General features: G+C 56.6%; 24 protein-coding genes. All 24 read right to left on the bottom strand.

What is annotated here, in order from left to right; genetic code table 11:
- Positions 1 to 42: 42 nt before the first annotated feature.
- The 24 genes from map to tuf all read right to left on the bottom strand — a co-directional run bounded on the left by map (position 43) and on the right by tuf (position 14,491).
- Entirely contained in the window at positions 43 to 876 is an 834-nt protein-coding gene (gene map / locus ACED87_RS06555; RefSeq protein ID WP_449081063.1) for a type I methionyl aminopeptidase, read from the bottom strand.
- Positions 877 to 990: 114 nt separating this feature from the next.
- The gene (locus ACED87_RS06550; protein ID WP_449081064.1) at positions 991 to 1,554 is read right to left on the bottom strand and encodes an adenylate kinase; all 564 of its coding nucleotides are present in this window, start codon (positions 1,552 to 1,554) and stop codon (positions 991 to 993) included.
- Complete coding sequence (gene secY, locus ACED87_RS06545) at positions 1,551 to 2,861, bottom strand: preprotein translocase subunit SecY (protein ID WP_449081066.1); 1,311 nt, start codon at positions 2,859 to 2,861, stop codon at positions 1,551 to 1,553. The genes ACED87_RS06550 and secY overlap by 4 nt, the downstream gene beginning before the upstream one ends.
- Before the next feature lie 215 nt (positions 2,862 to 3,076).
- The gene (gene rplO / locus ACED87_RS06540) at positions 3,077 to 3,529 is read right to left on the bottom strand and encodes a 50S ribosomal protein L15 (RefSeq protein ID WP_135013750.1); all 453 of its coding nucleotides are present in this window, start codon (positions 3,527 to 3,529) and stop codon (positions 3,077 to 3,079) included.
- A gap of 2 nt (positions 3,530 to 3,531) precedes the next feature.
- Positions 3,532 to 3,741 (bottom strand): 50S ribosomal protein L30, encoded by a 210-nt coding sequence (gene rpmD / locus ACED87_RS06535; protein ID WP_135013749.1) that lies wholly within the window; start codon positions 3,739 to 3,741, stop codon positions 3,532 to 3,534.
- Entirely contained in the window at positions 3,741 to 4,424 is a 684-nt protein-coding gene (rpsE, locus tag ACED87_RS06530; RefSeq protein WP_449081068.1) for a 30S ribosomal protein S5, read from the bottom strand. Before rpsE ends, rpmD begins: the two co-directional genes overlap by 1 nt.
- Positions 4,424 to 4,783 carry a 50S ribosomal protein L18 gene (rplR, locus tag ACED87_RS06525; RefSeq protein ID WP_185174284.1) on the bottom strand — a complete coding sequence of 120 codons (360 nt, stop codon included), beginning with the start codon at positions 4,781 to 4,783 and terminating at the stop codon, positions 4,424 to 4,426. Before rplR ends, rpsE begins: the two co-directional genes overlap by 1 nt.
- Before the next feature lie 2 nt (positions 4,784 to 4,785).
- Positions 4,786 to 5,322, bottom strand: a complete 537-nt coding sequence (gene rplF / locus ACED87_RS06520) for a 50S ribosomal protein L6 (protein WP_449081071.1) — start codon at positions 5,320 to 5,322, stop codon at positions 4,786 to 4,788.
- A 24-nt stretch (positions 5,323 to 5,346) separates the two neighbouring features.
- Positions 5,347 to 5,745, bottom strand: a complete 399-nt coding sequence (gene rpsH, locus ACED87_RS06515) for a 30S ribosomal protein S8 (RefSeq protein WP_135013745.1) — start codon at positions 5,743 to 5,745, stop codon at positions 5,347 to 5,349.
- Between the two features lie 67 nt (positions 5,746 to 5,812).
- Complete coding sequence (gene rplE, locus ACED87_RS06510) at positions 5,813 to 6,373, bottom strand: 50S ribosomal protein L5 (protein ID WP_449081073.1); 561 nt, start codon at positions 6,371 to 6,373, stop codon at positions 5,813 to 5,815.
- Positions 6,373 to 6,708, bottom strand: coding sequence for a 50S ribosomal protein L24 (gene rplX / locus ACED87_RS06505; protein ID WP_449081075.1), 336 nt, complete (start codon positions 6,706 to 6,708; stop codon positions 6,373 to 6,375). Before rplX ends, rplE begins: the two co-directional genes overlap by 1 nt.
- 3 nt (positions 6,709 to 6,711) lie before the next feature.
- Complete coding sequence (rplN, locus tag ACED87_RS06500) at positions 6,712 to 7,083, bottom strand: 50S ribosomal protein L14 (protein WP_135013742.1); 372 nt, start codon at positions 7,081 to 7,083, stop codon at positions 6,712 to 6,714.
- Positions 7,084 to 7,494: 411 nt separating this feature from the next.
- Positions 7,495 to 7,767: a 30S ribosomal protein S17 gene (gene rpsQ / locus ACED87_RS06495; RefSeq protein ID WP_449081077.1), complete on the bottom strand. Its 273-nt coding sequence runs from the start codon at positions 7,765 to 7,767 to the stop codon at positions 7,495 to 7,497.
- 5 nt (positions 7,768 to 7,772) lie between these two features.
- Positions 7,773 to 8,006, bottom strand: a complete 234-nt coding sequence (gene rpmC / locus ACED87_RS06490; protein WP_083090723.1) for a 50S ribosomal protein L29 — start codon at positions 8,004 to 8,006, stop codon at positions 7,773 to 7,775.
- 2 nt (positions 8,007 to 8,008) lie between these two features.
- Entirely contained in the window at positions 8,009 to 8,425 is a 417-nt protein-coding gene (gene rplP, locus ACED87_RS06485) for a 50S ribosomal protein L16 (RefSeq protein ID WP_135012890.1), read from the bottom strand.
- The gene (gene rpsC / locus ACED87_RS06480; RefSeq protein WP_449081080.1) at positions 8,426 to 9,223 is read right to left on the bottom strand and encodes a 30S ribosomal protein S3; all 798 of its coding nucleotides are present in this window, start codon (positions 9,221 to 9,223) and stop codon (positions 8,426 to 8,428) included. It lies immediately after the preceding gene.
- Positions 9,224 to 9,589 carry a 50S ribosomal protein L22 gene (rplV, locus tag ACED87_RS06475; RefSeq protein WP_083090720.1) on the bottom strand — a complete coding sequence of 122 codons (366 nt, stop codon included), beginning with the start codon at positions 9,587 to 9,589 and terminating at the stop codon, positions 9,224 to 9,226.
- 64 nt (positions 9,590 to 9,653) lie between these two features.
- Positions 9,654 to 9,935: a 30S ribosomal protein S19 gene (gene rpsS / locus ACED87_RS06470; RefSeq protein ID WP_083090719.1), complete on the bottom strand. Its 282-nt coding sequence runs from the start codon at positions 9,933 to 9,935 to the stop codon at positions 9,654 to 9,656.
- 12 nt (positions 9,936 to 9,947) lie between these two features.
- Positions 9,948 to 10,784, bottom strand: a complete 837-nt coding sequence (gene rplB / locus ACED87_RS06465; protein ID WP_135012888.1) for a 50S ribosomal protein L2 — start codon at positions 10,782 to 10,784, stop codon at positions 9,948 to 9,950.
- 39 nt (positions 10,785 to 10,823) lie between these two features.
- Complete coding sequence (gene rplW, locus ACED87_RS06460; RefSeq protein ID WP_449081082.1) at positions 10,824 to 11,135, bottom strand: 50S ribosomal protein L23; 312 nt, start codon at positions 11,133 to 11,135, stop codon at positions 10,824 to 10,826.
- A complete protein-coding gene (rplD, locus tag ACED87_RS06455; protein ID WP_449081084.1) occupies positions 11,135 to 11,758 on the bottom strand; it encodes a 50S ribosomal protein L4 in 624 nt (207 codons plus the stop codon). Before rplD ends, rplW begins: the two co-directional genes overlap by 1 nt.
- A gap of 6 nt (positions 11,759 to 11,764) precedes the next feature.
- On the bottom strand, positions 11,765 to 12,421 hold the full coding sequence (gene rplC / locus ACED87_RS06450; RefSeq protein ID WP_135012885.1) for a 50S ribosomal protein L3: 657 nt from the start codon (positions 12,419 to 12,421) through the stop codon (positions 11,765 to 11,767).
- A 14-nt stretch (positions 12,422 to 12,435) separates the two neighbouring features.
- On the bottom strand, positions 12,436 to 12,744 hold the full coding sequence (gene rpsJ / locus ACED87_RS06445; protein WP_068169589.1) for a 30S ribosomal protein S10: 309 nt from the start codon (positions 12,742 to 12,744) through the stop codon (positions 12,436 to 12,438).
- 556 nt (positions 12,745 to 13,300) lie between these two features.
- Positions 13,301 to 14,491, bottom strand: a complete 1,191-nt coding sequence (gene tuf, locus ACED87_RS06440; protein ID WP_449081086.1) for an elongation factor Tu — start codon at positions 14,489 to 14,491, stop codon at positions 13,301 to 13,303.
- Between the last annotated feature and the right edge of the window lie 176 nt (positions 14,492 to 14,667).

The raw sequence follows: 14,667 nt of genomic DNA, 5'->3' as shown, positions 1-14,667 counted from the left end.
TGCGATGCGGGGGGCGGAGGCGATTGGTGAAGGGGCGCGAACTTAGGCAGGAATGGGTTTGACGGTGACGCCGAGCTTGGAGAGTTCGGAGGCGCCGCCGTCCTCTGCGGTGAGAACCCAAATACCTTCAGAGTGGACTGCTACGGAGTGCTCCCACTGGCAGGCGTCTCCCCCATCAACGGTTTTGATGGTCCACTCATCCTCAAGGGTGACGGTTTCAATGGAGCCGGTTACCAGCATGGGCTCAATGGCCAGAGCCATTCCTTTTTTGACGCGGGGGCCCAGGTCTCGGGCAGCATAGTTGAGCACGTCAGGAGCCATATGCATAGAGGTGCCGATGCCATGGCCTACGAAGTCTTCAATGATGCCGTAGGTATCGCCGGTTTCCTGGCGCACGAAGTTTTCGATGGCAAAGCCAATTTCACCGACTTTTTTGGCAGTTGCTAGTGCTGCAATCCCGTGCCAGAGGGCAGCGTAGGTTATTTCAGAGAGCTCGCGTCGGGTATCAGAGACCTGGCCGATCAGGGCGGTGCGGGCAGAATCACCGTGCCAGGTGGTTCCTCGAGCATCTTGTACAGTGGCCCCGCCGTCGATAGAGACCATGTCGCCTTCAGCCAGGGTGAGGTCACCGGGGATACCGTGGACGACAACATCATTGACAGAGGTACAGACGGTGGCGGGGTAGTCGTAGTAGCCCAGGAAGTTAGAGCCGGCATTGTGCTCAGCAAGGACGCCGCGGAAGACCGTATCGAGTTCGGCGGTGGTGACGCCGGGGGCAGCAGCGGCTACTGCTGCTTCGAGGGCGCGGGAAGTGATGACACCGGCACGGGCCATTTCAGCAAGTTGGCGGTCTGTTTTGTATTCGATGCGGCGCATAGTGGTCTTTCCTGGGCTAGGTTCGTGTAGTTGACTTGGCGGAGCCAAACTACACCAGTGTGCTTTAAAAGCCTGTGCCCCCGCAATGACCGGGGGCACAGGTGGGGTGGAGGCTTACTTGAGTGCATCCATAATACGGGTGGTGACTTCGTCGATTTCACCTAGACCGTTGATTTCGGTGACGAGGCCGCGCTCGGTGTAGATAGCTACAAGAGGAGCGGTTTCTTCCTCGTAGACCTTAAGGCGGTGGCGGATGACCTCTTCGTTGTCGTCTGAGCGGCCTTCCTTAGCTGCTCGGCCTAGTAGACGCTCAACCAGTTCGTCGTTATCAGCAACCAGGAGCAGGACCTGGCTGATCTTCTGACCCATGTCTGCCAGGATGGTATCGAGTTCGCCTACCTGGGCGGTGTTGCGGGGGTAGCCATCGAGCAGGAAGCCGTTAGCGGTATCAGCTTCAGCTAGGCGGGCGCGTACCATGCGATTGGTGACGGAGTCGGGTACGAGGTTGCCTGAGTCGATGTAGCTCTTAGCTTCTTTGCCCAGCTCGGTTTCTTCCTTGATGTTCTTGCGGAAGATATCGCCGGTGGAGATAGCGGGAATGTTGAGCTTTTCAGCGATTTTGACGGCCTGGGTGCCTTTGCCGGCACCGGGAGGGCCAATGATGAGCAGACGGTTCATCGCAGTAGTCCTTCGTAGTTGCGTTGTTGGAGCTGGGCATCGATTTGCTTGACGGTGTCAAGACCAACGCCGATAACGATCAGCAGTGAGGCACCGCCGAGCGGGAAATTCTGGTTAGCGCCAAAGAGGACGAAGGCTACCAGCGGTAGAAGGGCTAGTAGGGCTACATAGATGGCGCCAGGCAGGGTAATACGGTTGAGCACATAGCTCAGGTATTCCTGGGTGGGGCGTCCTGCACGGATTCCAGGGATAAAACCGCCGTACTTCTTCATGTTGCCTGCAACTTCTTCGGTATTGAAGGTGATGGAGACGTAGAAGTAGGCAAATCCCAAAATCAGCAGGAAGTAAAGGGTCATGTAGAGGGGGTGGTCGCCCATAACAAGGTAAGTGCTAATCCAGTTGACCCATTCCGGCGGTGCAGAACCGTCTGATGGGGTGTTGAATTGGGCGATAAGGCCGGGCACCATCAGCATAGATGAGGCGAAGATGATGGGGATAACACCGGCCATATTAACCTTTAGAGGAATATAGGTGGTGGTACCTCCAATGGTACGACGCCCAATCATGCGCTTGGCATACTGTACAGGGATACGACGCTGAGATTGTTCAACGAAGACCACCGCTACGATAACCAGCAGGCCAACTGCTAGGACTGCGGAGAAGATACCCCAGCCTTGGGTCTGCAGAATGGAACCGAAAGCAGAGGGGAAAGAGGCCGCAATTGAGGTGAAAATCAGCAGGGACATGCCATTGCCTACGCCCTTTTCGGTAATCTGTTCACCTAGCCACATGACTACACCGGTTCCGGCGGTTAGGGCGGTGATAATCAGCAAGATATTCCAGATACCGTCATCGGGGATAATCGGCAGCATGCAGCCCTGTAGAAGCATTCCAGAGCGTGCCAGGGACACAATGGTAGTGGCGTTCAGTAAGGCAAGCAGAATGGTGAGGTAACGGGTGTATTGGGTCAGCTTGGTCTGGCCTTGGGCACCTTCCTCGTGGAGCTGCTGGAAGCGGGGAATGACCACGCGAAGCAGCTGAACAATAATGCTCGCGGTAATGTACGGCATAACGCCCAGGGCAAAAATCGACAGCTGGAGCAGCGCGCCACCGCTAAAGAGGTTAATCATGTCGTAGACACCACCTGTTGCGGTGGCGGTCGACAGGCACTGCTGCACGTTTCCGTAGGAGACACCGGGGGCGGGGATGAATACGCCTACACGGTAGATCACGATAATACCCAGGGTGAACAGCAGCTTATTACGCAGGTCGGGCGTCTTGAAGGCCCGTCCGAAAGCGGTCAGCACATGTCCTCCTGTGAGACAGAATTTAAGTTGCCCCGTCTCCCCTACCGTTGGCAGGTGTGCGGGGCGAATACACAATGTTTTCCAGTCTATCGCTTAATACTCAATCGTGTGTAGACCAAACCTCAGAGCGTAAAGAAAGGTGCCCCGCCCACCGAAGTGAGCGGGGCACCCCGCAATAGCTTGATACAACCGGGTTGCCCCAGTGCATCTTAGGGCTACTTGACGGTTACAGAACCGCCAGCGGCCTCAATCTTAGCCTTAGCTGACTCAGAAACCTTGTCAACGGTTACGTTGTAGGCTGCTGAGATTTCGCCGGTACCGAGAACCTTGACCAGTTCGTTCTTGCGAACTGCGCCAGCTGCTACCAGAGCGTCAACGGTGATGTCGCCGCCCTCGGGGAACAGTTCCGCAATGCGGTCCAGGTTAACAACCTGGTACTCGGTGCGGAAGGGGTTCTTGAAGCCACGCAGCTTGGGAAGGCGCATGTGCAGCGGAAGCTGACCACCTTCGAAGCCGGCGCGAACCTGGTAACGAGCCTTGGTACCCTTGGTACCGCGACCTGCGGTCTTACCCTTTGAGCCTTCACCGCGGCCTACGCGGGTCTTAGCCTTGTGGGCACCCGGAGCCGGGCGCAGATCGTGAATCTTGATAGCGTCGTTGTTTGCCATCTTTACTTGACCTCCTCAACCTGAACCAGGTGAGCTACGGTGTTGATCATGCCGCAGGTGACGGGGTCAGCAGTGCGAACAACCTTGTTGCCGGGGCGCTTGAGGCCCAGGGAACGGAGGGTGTCGCGCATGTTCTGCTTCTCGCCGACGTAGGACTTGATCTGGGTGATTTCCAGCTTTGCATCGCTGGGCTGAATACGCTTACCGGTCATTACGCACCTGCCTTTTCAGACTGAGCGACACGCAAGAAGCCGGGGATAACCTCGTCCTGGGGAAGACCACGGCGTGCAGCAACTGCTACGGGCTCTTCGAGCTGACGCAGTGCTTCGATGGTCGCGTGGACAATGTTGATCTGGTTCGATGAACCGAGGGACTTGGACAGAACATCGTGGATGCCTGCTGCCTCAAGTACGGCACGAACGGGACCACCAGCGATAACACCGGTACCAGCGGTAGCGGGGCGGAGCATAACTACGCCTGCTGCTGCTTCACCCTGAACGCGGTGAGGAATGGTGCGGCCTTCAACACGGGGTACGCGGAAGAAGTTCTTCTTTGCTTCTTCTACACCCTTTGAGATAGCTGCAGGAACTTCCTTCGCCTTGCCGTAGCCAACGCCAACCATACCGTTACCGTCACCAACAACGACCAGTGCGGTGAAGCTGAAGCGACGACCACCCTTGACGACCTTGGAGACGCGGTTGATGGTTACAACGCGCTCGATGAACTTGTCCTTCTCTTCGTCGCGGCCGCGGTTATTGCGGCGTTCACCGCGGTTACCGCGGCGTTCGCCACGCTCGTTACGGCGGGCTTCGCGCTTCTCGGAGGTTTCAGCGGTAGCTTCTGCGGTTGCTTCAGTCACCTGAGTTTCCTTTTCGTTTACAGTCTGCTCGCTCATTAGAGTGCCAGACCTCCTTCGCGTGCGCCTTCTGCAACTGCTGCGACACGGCCGTGGTACTTGTTACCACCGCGGTCGAAGACAACTGCTTCGATGCCTGCTGCCTTGGCACGCTCAGCGACGAGTTCGCCGACGCGCTTTGCCTTAGCGGTCTTGTCCAGCTCTGCGGTGCGCAGGTCTGCTTCCATGGTGGAAGCTGATGCCAGGGTCAGGCCCTTGGTGTCATCGATGACCTGAACGAACATGTGACGAGCTGAGCGGGTGACGGACAGGCGGGGGCGTGCTGCGGTGCCTGAAACGTACTTGCGGACGCGTGCGTGACGGCGTGCGCGCTGTGCTGACTTAGTCTTTACAGCCATGGTTACTTACCAGCCTTTCCGACCTTGCGACGGATCTGCTCGCCTTCGTAGCGAACACCCTTACCCTTGTAGGGATCGGGCTTGCGCAGACCGCGGATGTTAGCGGCTACCTGGCCTACCTGCTGCTTGCTGGTACCGGAAACGGTCAGCTTGTTAGCGCCCTCAACAGCGAAGGTGATACCCTCAGGTGCCTCGATGGTGATGGGGTGTGAGTAGCCAAGTGCGAACTCGAGGTTGGAGCCCTTAGCGGTTACACGGTAACCGGTACCAACGATTTCGAGCTTCTTGGAGTAGCCCTCGGTAACACCGATGATCATGTTCTGAATCAGGGTGCGGGTCAGGCCGTGCAGTGAACGTGATGTACGCTCATCGTTCGGGCGGGATACGGTGACAACACCGTCTTCAAGTGCAACAGTGATGGGAGCAGCAACCTCGTGGGTCAGCTCGCCCTTTGCACCCTTAACAGCAACTACGTTGCCGTCAATCTTTACCTCAACGCCGGCAGGAACCGAGATGGGGAGACGTCCAATACGTGACATTCTTCTTCCTTTCTCTTCTACCGACTACCAGATGTAAGCGACGACTTCGCCGCCAACACCCTTCTTCGCAGCCTGCTTGTCAGTGAGCAGACCTGAAGAGGTTGACAGGATTGCGATGCCGAGGCCACCGTGTACCTGGGGCAGGTTGGTGGACTTTGCGTAAACACGCAGACCCGGCTTGGAAATACGGCGAACGCCTACGATGGAGCGCTCACGTGAGGGGCCGAACTTCAGTTCGAGGGTGAGGGTCTTACCGACCTTTGCTTCCTCTTCCTTGAAGTCAGCGATGTAGCCTTCAGCCTTGAGGATTTCGGCAATGCGAGCCTTGAGCTTGGAGTAAGGCATTGACACGGTGTCGTGATGTGCTGAGTTTGCGTTGCGCAAACGGGTCAGCATATCTGCGACAGGATCTGTCATAGTCATGGTGGGCTGAGCCCTTCCTCGTTATGGTTTCCTCACCGTAATTCGGTGCGGACCTATAACGTAGTCGTTACTTGGTCTTGAACGGGAAGCCGAGTGCCTTCAGAAGCGCACGGCCTTCATCGTCGGTCTTTGCAGTGGTTACTACGGTGATGTCCATACCACGTACGCGATCGATTGAATCCTGATCGATTTCGTGGAACATGGACTGTTCGGTCAGACCGAAGGTGTAGTTACCGTTACCGTCGAACTGGCGGTCCGAGAGGCCGCGGAAGTCGCGGATACGGGGAAGAGCCAGGGTGACGAGGCGGTCGAGGAATTCCCACATGCGGTCGCCACGAAGAGTGACGTGTGCGCCGATGGGCTGACCTTCACGCAGCTTGAACTGTGCGATGGACTTCTTCGCGCGGGTAACGAGCGGCTTCTGACCGGTGATTGCGGTAAGGTCGCGGATAGCACCATCCATGAGCTTCGCGTCCTTAGCGGCTTCACCAACACCCATGTTCACGACGACCTTAACGATCTTCGGCGCCTGCATGACGTTCTCGTAGTTGAACTCTTCCTGCAGGGCGGGGGTGACTACGTCGTTGAACTTGGTCTTGAAACGAGGGGTAATCTTTGCTTCGGTCATTAGATGTCCTTACCCGAGCTCTTGGCAACGCGAACGCGAGTGGTGCGTTCCTTGCCATTGCGCTCTACGGTCTCGAGGCGGTAACCAACGCGGGTCGGCTTCTTGGTCTCGGGATCAACGATTGCAACGTTTGAAACGTGAATCGGTGCCTCAACCTTTTCGATGCCGCCAGCTTCGCCGGTCATGGGGTTAGCCTTGTTGTGCTTGGTGACGATCTTGACGCCTTCTACCAGCACGCGCTCGGTCTTAGGGAATACCTTGAGAACCTTGCCCTGCTTACCCTTATCTGCACCTGAAATAACCTGTACCAGGTCGCCAGACTTGATTTTAGCCATGAGTTAGAGCACCTCCGGAGCAAGTGAAATGATCTTCATGAACTTCTTGTCGCGCAGTTCGCGGCCAACAGGTCCGAAGATACGGGTGCCACGGGGGTCACCATCGGTGTTCTTGAGAATTACTGCTGAGTTCTCGTCGAACTTGATGTAGGAGCCGTCAGGACGACGAACTTCCTTCTTGGTGCGGACGACAACTGCCTTAACAACGTCGCCCTTCTTTACGGTACCGCCGGGGATTGCGTCCTTGACGGTTGCGACGATGATGTCGCCAATGCCTGCGTAACGACGCTTTGAGCCGCCGAGAACACGGATGGTCAGGATTTCCTTCGCACCGGTGTTGTCAGCAACCTTGAGTCGTGACTCCTGCTGAATCATATTTCTCCTGTCGTCTCGCCGGTTCCGACACACGGTAATTTTGTGAGCCAGCCTTGCGGAACATTTCTACGGGATGTTGACGCGCCGGTCTCTTGCAGCCCTTGAATGAGTTGAAGAGTTGGCGGACACGCCTGGGCCCCTATCATGCCGACGAACATCTGGACCCGCTTGAGCGGGCGAACCCCGCGTTATGAGCGGCATTATGCTGTGGCACGAAAAGAACCGTGGTTGTGCGGGTATAGAGAACCACACAGAACCAAAACTTTACCATAGTAGGCGACTTCAACCTAGAGAGATGCACCACTCTTAGGCAGTGAGCTAGCACCCTTAAAAATAGAGAGCTCCCCCTCCCCCTCGCTATGAGGGGAAGGGGGAGCTCTAGCTAACTCGTAGCTTTAGCAAACCACTGGTTTACTTAGCCTTTTCGAGGATCTCGACAACGCGCCAGCGCTTTGAAGCGGAGAGCGGACGAGTCTCGGCCAGGAGAACGAGGTCACCAATACCAGCAGTGTTCTGCTCGTCGTGTGCCTTGATCTTGGAGCTACGGCGCATAACCTTGCCGTACAGGGCGTGCTTTACGCGGTCCTCGACCTCAACGACTACAGTCTTGTCCATCTTGTCGGACACTACGTAGCCGCGGCGAGTCTTGCGGTAGCCGCGCTCTTCAGTCTTTACTTCACTCATGTGATTTAACCTTCGGTTGCGGGACGAATACCGAGCTCGCGTTCACGCAGCACGGTGTAAATACGTGCAATGTCGCGCTTGACCGAGCGGATACGACCGGGATTTTCAAGCTGACCGGTGGCTGCCTGGAAACGGAGGTTGAACAGCTCCTCCTTCGACTCACGCAGCTTCTCTACCAGATTCTCGTTGGAGAGCTCTGCCAGCTTGTCGATGCTCAGATCCTTTGATCCAACTGCCATTTCTATTCACCACCTTCGCGACGCACAACGCGTGCCTTCATCGGGAGCTTGTGGATTGCGAGGCGCATAGCTTCACGAGCCACTTCTTCGGATACGCCGGAGAGTTCAAACATAACTCGACCGGGCTTGACGTTTGCGACCCACCATTCGGGTGAACCCTTACCGGAACCCATACGGGTTTCAGCAGGCTTCTTGGTCAGCGGACGGTCGGGATAAATGTTGATCCAGACCTTACCGCCACGCTTGATGTGACGGGTCATTGCAATACGTGCAGCTTCAATCTGGCGGTTGGTGACGTATGCGGGAGTCAGGGCCTGGATGCCCCACTCACCGAACGCTACCTCGGTGCCACCCTTAGCCATACCTGAACGCTTGGGGTGATGCTGCTTGCGGTACTTTACTCGACGGGGAATTAGCATTTATGCCTCACCGTTTTCTGCAGTCTTTGCTTCAGCGGGTGCTGAAGCGTTGTCGGAACGACGTTCACGGCGGGGACCACGGCCACCTGCGCGACGACGGTCGCCACCGCGGCCGTTGCCACGACGGTTACCAGCAGCCTGCTGTGCAGCAAGCTCGTTGTCGGTGAGGTCACCCTTGTAGATCCAGACCTTGACGCCGATGCGGCCGAAGGTGGTCTTTGCTTCGAAGAAACCGTAGTCGATGTTCGCACGCAGGGTGTGCAGGGGCACACGGCCTTCGCGGTAGAACTCGGAACGTGACATTTCAGCGCCACCCAGACGGCCGGAGCACTGGATACGGATACCCTTTGCACCTGCACGCTGTGCGGACTGGATTGCCTTCTTCATAGCGCGGCGGAAAGCAACGCGTGATGCGAGCTGTTCTGCGATACCCTGAGCAACAAGCTGAGCTGACAGATCGGGGTTAGCAACCTCGAGGATGTTCAGCTGAATCTGCTTGCCGGTCAGCTTCTCCAGCTCACCGCGGATGCGGTCAGCTTCGGCGCCGCGGCGGCCGATAACGATACCGGGGCGTGCGGTGTGGATGTCCACACGGACACGGTCACGGGTACGCTCGATTTCGACCTTGGCGATACCTGCGCGCTCCATGCCCTTGGACAGGAGTTCGCGGATCTTTACATCTTCACGAACGAAGTCTGCGTAGCGTTCGCCTTCCTTGTTGGAGTCAGCGAACCACTTTGAGACGTGGTTGGTGGTGATGCCAAGTCGGAAACCGTTGGGGTTGATTTTCTGACCCATTTAGCGGCCCTCCTCCTTCTCCGGGGTAGCGACTACCACGGTGATGTGGCTGGTGCGCTTGTTGATGCGGAACGCACGGCCCTGGGCACGAGGCTGGAATCGCTTCATGGTGGGACCTTCGTTCGCGTATGCTTCGCTGATGAACAGCTCTTCTTCCTTGAAGGGTACGCCCTGCTGGGCGGCCTTCTGGCGAGCGTTTGCAACAGCTGATGCAACGATCTTGTATACCGGTTCTGAAGCGCCCTGAGGAGCGAACTTCAGAATCGCCAGAGCCTCTTCCGCCTGCTTACCACGGATAAGGTTGATGACGCGGCGTGCCTTCATAGGCGTAACGCGTACGTAAGACGCAGTTGCCTTGGCTTCCATTGCCTATCTCTCTTTCGTCTATTGCCGAAAGGAAAACGTTTCTAAGATACGGGGTGACCGTAGCTTAGCGACGCTTACCCTTGCGGTCGTCCTTAACGTGGCCACGGAAAGTACGGGTGGGCGCAAACTCGCCGAGCTTGTGACCAACCATGGACTCAGTGATGAACACGGGTACGTGCTTGCGTCCGTCGTGCACTGCGATGGTATGACCGAGCATGTCGGGAATAATCATCGAGCGGCGGGACCAAGTTTTGATAACGTTCTTGGTGCCCTTCTCGTTCTGAGCTGCAACCTTTACGAAAAGGTGCTGATCAACGAAAGGGCCCTTCTTCAAACTACGAGGCATGTTTCAGGCTCCTTAGCGCTTCTTGCCAGTACGACGGCGACGAACAATGAGCTTGTCGCTTTCCTTGTTGGGGCGGCGGGTGCGGCCCTCGGGCTTACCGTTGGGGTTAACCGGGTGACGGCCACCTGAGGTCTTACCTTCACCACCACCGTGGGGGTGGTCAACGGGGTTCATGACGACACCACGAACGGTCGGGCGGATGCCCTTCCAGCGGTTACGGCCGGCCTTACCCCAGTTAATGTTGGACTGCTCAGCGTTACCGACGGAACCGACGGTTGCGCGGCAGCGAACATCCACATTGCGGATTTCGCCAGAAGGCAGACGTAGCTGAGCGTACTTGCCTTCCTTAGCGACTAGCTGGATGGATGCACCAGCGGAGCGGCCCATCTTAGCGCCGCCACCGGGGCGGAGCTCAACAGCGTGGATCACGGTACCAACGGGGATGTTACGCAGGGGCAGGTTGTTGCCGGGCTTGATGTCGGCAGAGGGACCTGACTCTACGATGTCGCCCTGAGCAAGCTTGTTGGGGGCGATGATGTATCGCTTGGTGCCATCAACGTAGTGAAGCAGTGCGATGCGGGCGGTACGGTTAGGATCGTACTCGATGTGTGCAACGCGTGCGTCGACGCCGTCCTTGTCGTGACGACGGAAGTCGATCAGACGGTACTGGCGCTTGTGGCCACCACCCTTGTGACGGGTGGTGATGCGACCGGTGTTGTTACGGCCGCCCTTCTTGGGGAGCGGACGAACCAGGGATTTTTCCGGGGTTGAGCGAGTGATTTCTGCGAAATCTGAGACGCTCGAGCCGCGGCGACCCGGGGTCGTCGGCTTGTGCTTACGAATACCCATTTAGATATTTCTTTCCTTCGCTAAAGTGGTCTCCGGTGCTTATGCAGCCGGACCGCCGAAGAGGTCGATTGAACCTTCCTTGAGGGTTACAATCGCACGCTTGGTGTTCTTACGAGCACCCCAACCGAAGCGGGTGCGCTTGCGCTTGCCTGCACGGTTAGCGGTGTTGATGGAAGCAACCTTGACATCGAAAATGGTTTCGATGGCCTGCTTGATTTCCAGCTTGTTGGAGCGGGGGTCTACGAGGAAGGTGTACTTACCTTCATCGAGCTGACCGTAGCTCTTTTCCGACACGACGGGAGCGATGATGACGTCGCGGGGATCTTTGAAAGTTGAGGTGGTAACAGACATTACTTAGCAGCCTCTTTCTTAGCCTTAGAAGCAACTGCGACGAATACGTCGTAGGCATCCTTGGTGAAGATGACGTCGTCTGAGATCAGAATATCGTAGGTGTTGAGCTGATCTGCGTAGATAACGTGTACGTTCTCCAGGTTGCGTGCTGACAGTGCTACCAGGTCGTCCTTGCGGTCGATGACAACCAGTGCGTTCTTGCGGCTGGTGATCTCTGCAATTGCTGCCTTTGCTGCCTTGGTGGAAGGCTTGGTGCCTTCTACGAGGGCTTCGACAACGTGAACGCGACCGTTACGAGCGCGATCTGAGAGAGCGCCGCGCAGTGCAGCTGCAATCATCTTCTTGGGGGTACGCTGTGCGTAGCTACGGGGAGTAGGGCCGTGTACGATGCCACCACCGGTCATGTGGGGTGCACGGATTGAGCCCTGACGTGCGCGGCCGGTGCCCTTCTGCTTGAAAGGCTTACGACCTGCGCCGGAAACTTCGCCGCGGTTCTTGGTCTTGTGGGTACCCTGACGTGCTGCTGCGAGCTGGGCTACTACTACCTGGTGAAGCAGGGGAATAGAGGCCTGAGCGTCGAAGATATCAGCGGGCAGGTCTACCTTTACGGTCTTGACAGCCATGGTTTATTAGGCTCCCTTCACAGCGGTGCGAACCAGAACAACGCCGCCCTTAGGACCGGGGATAGCACCCTTGATCAGAAGAACATTGTTTTCGGCATCTACACCCTGAATAGTGAGGTTCATGGTGGTGTGGCGTGCAGCGCCCATACGGCCTGCCATGCGCATACCCTTGAAAACGCGTGCGGGGTATGATGCGCCACCGATTGAACCGGGCTTACGGTGGTTCTTGTGGGCACCGTGTGATGCGCCTACACCTGCGAAGCCGTGACGCTTCATAACACCGGCGAAACCCTTACCCTTGGTCTTACCAACTACGTCAACCTTCTGGCCTGCTTCGAAGAGCTCAACAGTCAGTTCCTGACCGAGTGAGTATTCAGCGGCGTCTGAGGTACGCAGTTCAACGAGGTGACGGCGAGGAGTTACGCCTGCCTTCTCGAAGTGACCGGCGAGGGGCTTGGTTACCTTGCGAGCTTCGATAGCACCGAAACCGATCTGGATAGCTTCGTAGCCATCGGTCTCAGCGTTACGCAGCTGGGTAATAACGTTGGAATCGGCCTTGACGACAGTAACGGGCACGAACTTGCCGTTTTCGTCCCAGACCTGGGTCATGCCAAGCTTGGTGCCTAGCAGGCCCTTAACCTGGCGCTCGAACTTGTTAGTCATTTAGATGCGATCCTCTACAGCTTGATTTCGATGTTTACGTCTGCCGGAAGGTCAAGACGCATGAGGGCATCAACAGCCTTGGGGGTCGGATCAACGACGTCGATCAGACGCTTGTGCGTGCGCATTTCGAAGTGCTCGCGGCTGTCCTTGTACTTGTGAGGCGAACGGATAACACAGTAAACGTTCTTTTCGGTGGGTAGCGGCACGGGGCCTACTACCGTCGCGCCTGCACGCGTAACTGTCTCAACGATTTTCCGTGCTGAAGAATCAATGACCTCGTGGTCGTATGACTTCAGACGGATGCGGATTTTCTGTCCCGCCATCTGTCGGACTCTCTTTCTTGTCTACTTCCCTGTAACGGAGCGGTCGCTCCTTTATCTGGCGCTTGAGGTAAAGAGATGATTCTTCATCCCTTTCGCGCCACCTCTGCGTAGGCTGAATCCGGCAGCTGCCGGGTTCCTCACCCTACCGAGGCACCGACCCCCGAACTCGGGCGTGTCGCATTTTTGCTAGAGCAAAAAAGGAGCGCACTCTTCCCTCGAACTGATCGATTGGGTCATATTTGGGCTTACCTTCACTAGGCTTCTTGAACGGAGCCATAGTTACTTATGACGGGTAAGCGCTTGAACAACGTATTCAATCTTGCCAGAGTAGCTAGAGCTTAGCAAGGTTTTTAGGCCATTAGTGCCCAGCCCCACACTAAGCCAGGGGACAGTTGCTCTGGTTCTCTATGACCCACTAGCCTCAATTATGGTGGTGACAGCTATAAGGGCAAAATAAAAGGGTTGGCCCCCGCAGAATAAATCTGTGGGGGCCAACCCTTTATTGCCCTCCCTTAGCAGCACGCTAACAGGAGTTTAGATTCAAGAAGTAAGAACCTTACTTGATGATCTTGGTAACGCGACCTGAACCAACGGTGCGGCCACCTTCACGGATTGCGAAGCCGAGGCCCTCTTCCATTGCGATTTCCTGGATGAGCTCAACGGTCATCTCAGTGTTGTCGCCGGGCATAACCATTTCGGTGCCCTCGGGAAGGGTGATAACACCGGTAACGTCGGTGGTGCGGAAGTAGAACTGGGGGCGGTAGTTCGAGTAGAAGGGGTTGTGACGGCCACCCTCATCCTTGGAAAGGATGTAGACGTTAGCCTCGAACTGGGTGTGGGGGGTGATTGAGCCGGGCTCAACAACAACCTGACCACGCTCTACGTCGTCGCGCTTCAGACCGCGAAGCAGCAGACCACAGTTTTCGCCTGCCCATGCTTCGTCGAGCTGCTTGTGGAACATCTCGATACCGGTAACGGTGGTCTTCTGGATGGGGCGGATACCAACGATCTCAACTTCGGAGTTGATCTTCAGGGTACCACGCTCGGCGCGACCGGTAACAACGGTACCGCGACCAGTGATGGTGAAGACGTCTTCGATGGGCATGAGGAAGGGCTTGTCCTTCTCACGAACGGGGTCGGGAATGTAGTTGTCAACCTCGTCCATGAGCTCTTCAACCTTAGCAACCCACTCAGCGTCGCCTTCAAGAGCCTTCAGTGCGGAAACGCGAACAACGGGAGCGTTGTCACCGTCGAACTCCTGTGAGGAAAGCAGCTCGCGAACTTCCATTTCAACGAGGTCGAGCAGTTCCTCGTCCTCAACCATGTCTGACTTGTTCAGAGCTACGAGCAGGGTGGGAACACCAACCTGGCGAGCCAGCAGAACGTGCTCACGGGTCTGAGCCATGGGGCCGTCGGTGGCAGCAACAACGAGGATTGCGCCGTCCATCTGAGCAGCACCGGTGATCATGTTCTTGACGTAGTCAGCGTGACCGGGGGCGTCAACGTGTGCGTAGTGACGCTTTTCGGTCTGGTACTCGATGTGAGCAATGTTAATGGTAATACCGCGCTGGCGCTCTTCAGGAGCGGAGTCGATCATACCGAAGTCGCGCTGCTCGTTCAGGTCGGGGTACTTGTCAGCCAGAACCTTGGAGATTGCAGCGGTCAGGGTGGTCTTACCGTGGTCAACGTGACCGATGGTACCGACGTTTACGTGAGGCTTGGAGCGCTCGAACTTAGCCTTAGCCAAGAGTATTCCTCCTATAGAGAAGATTTGAGAACCTGCACTCGGGTTTCACACCGGCGCACTCCGCCGTAAAAGGCGGTCTAGCTACCACAATAGCGGATAAGACCGGTGGGGCGAAACCCGAATGCGGGTTCATTTACTAGGTTTTTTTGAAAAGCGGTGCGGCTCACATAATGTGA

Source organism: Rothia sp. 32237D007AR, from assembly GCF_053544675.1.
Note: the sequence above shows the minus strand (reverse complement) of the source record. Positions and strands in the feature narration are given on the sequence as shown.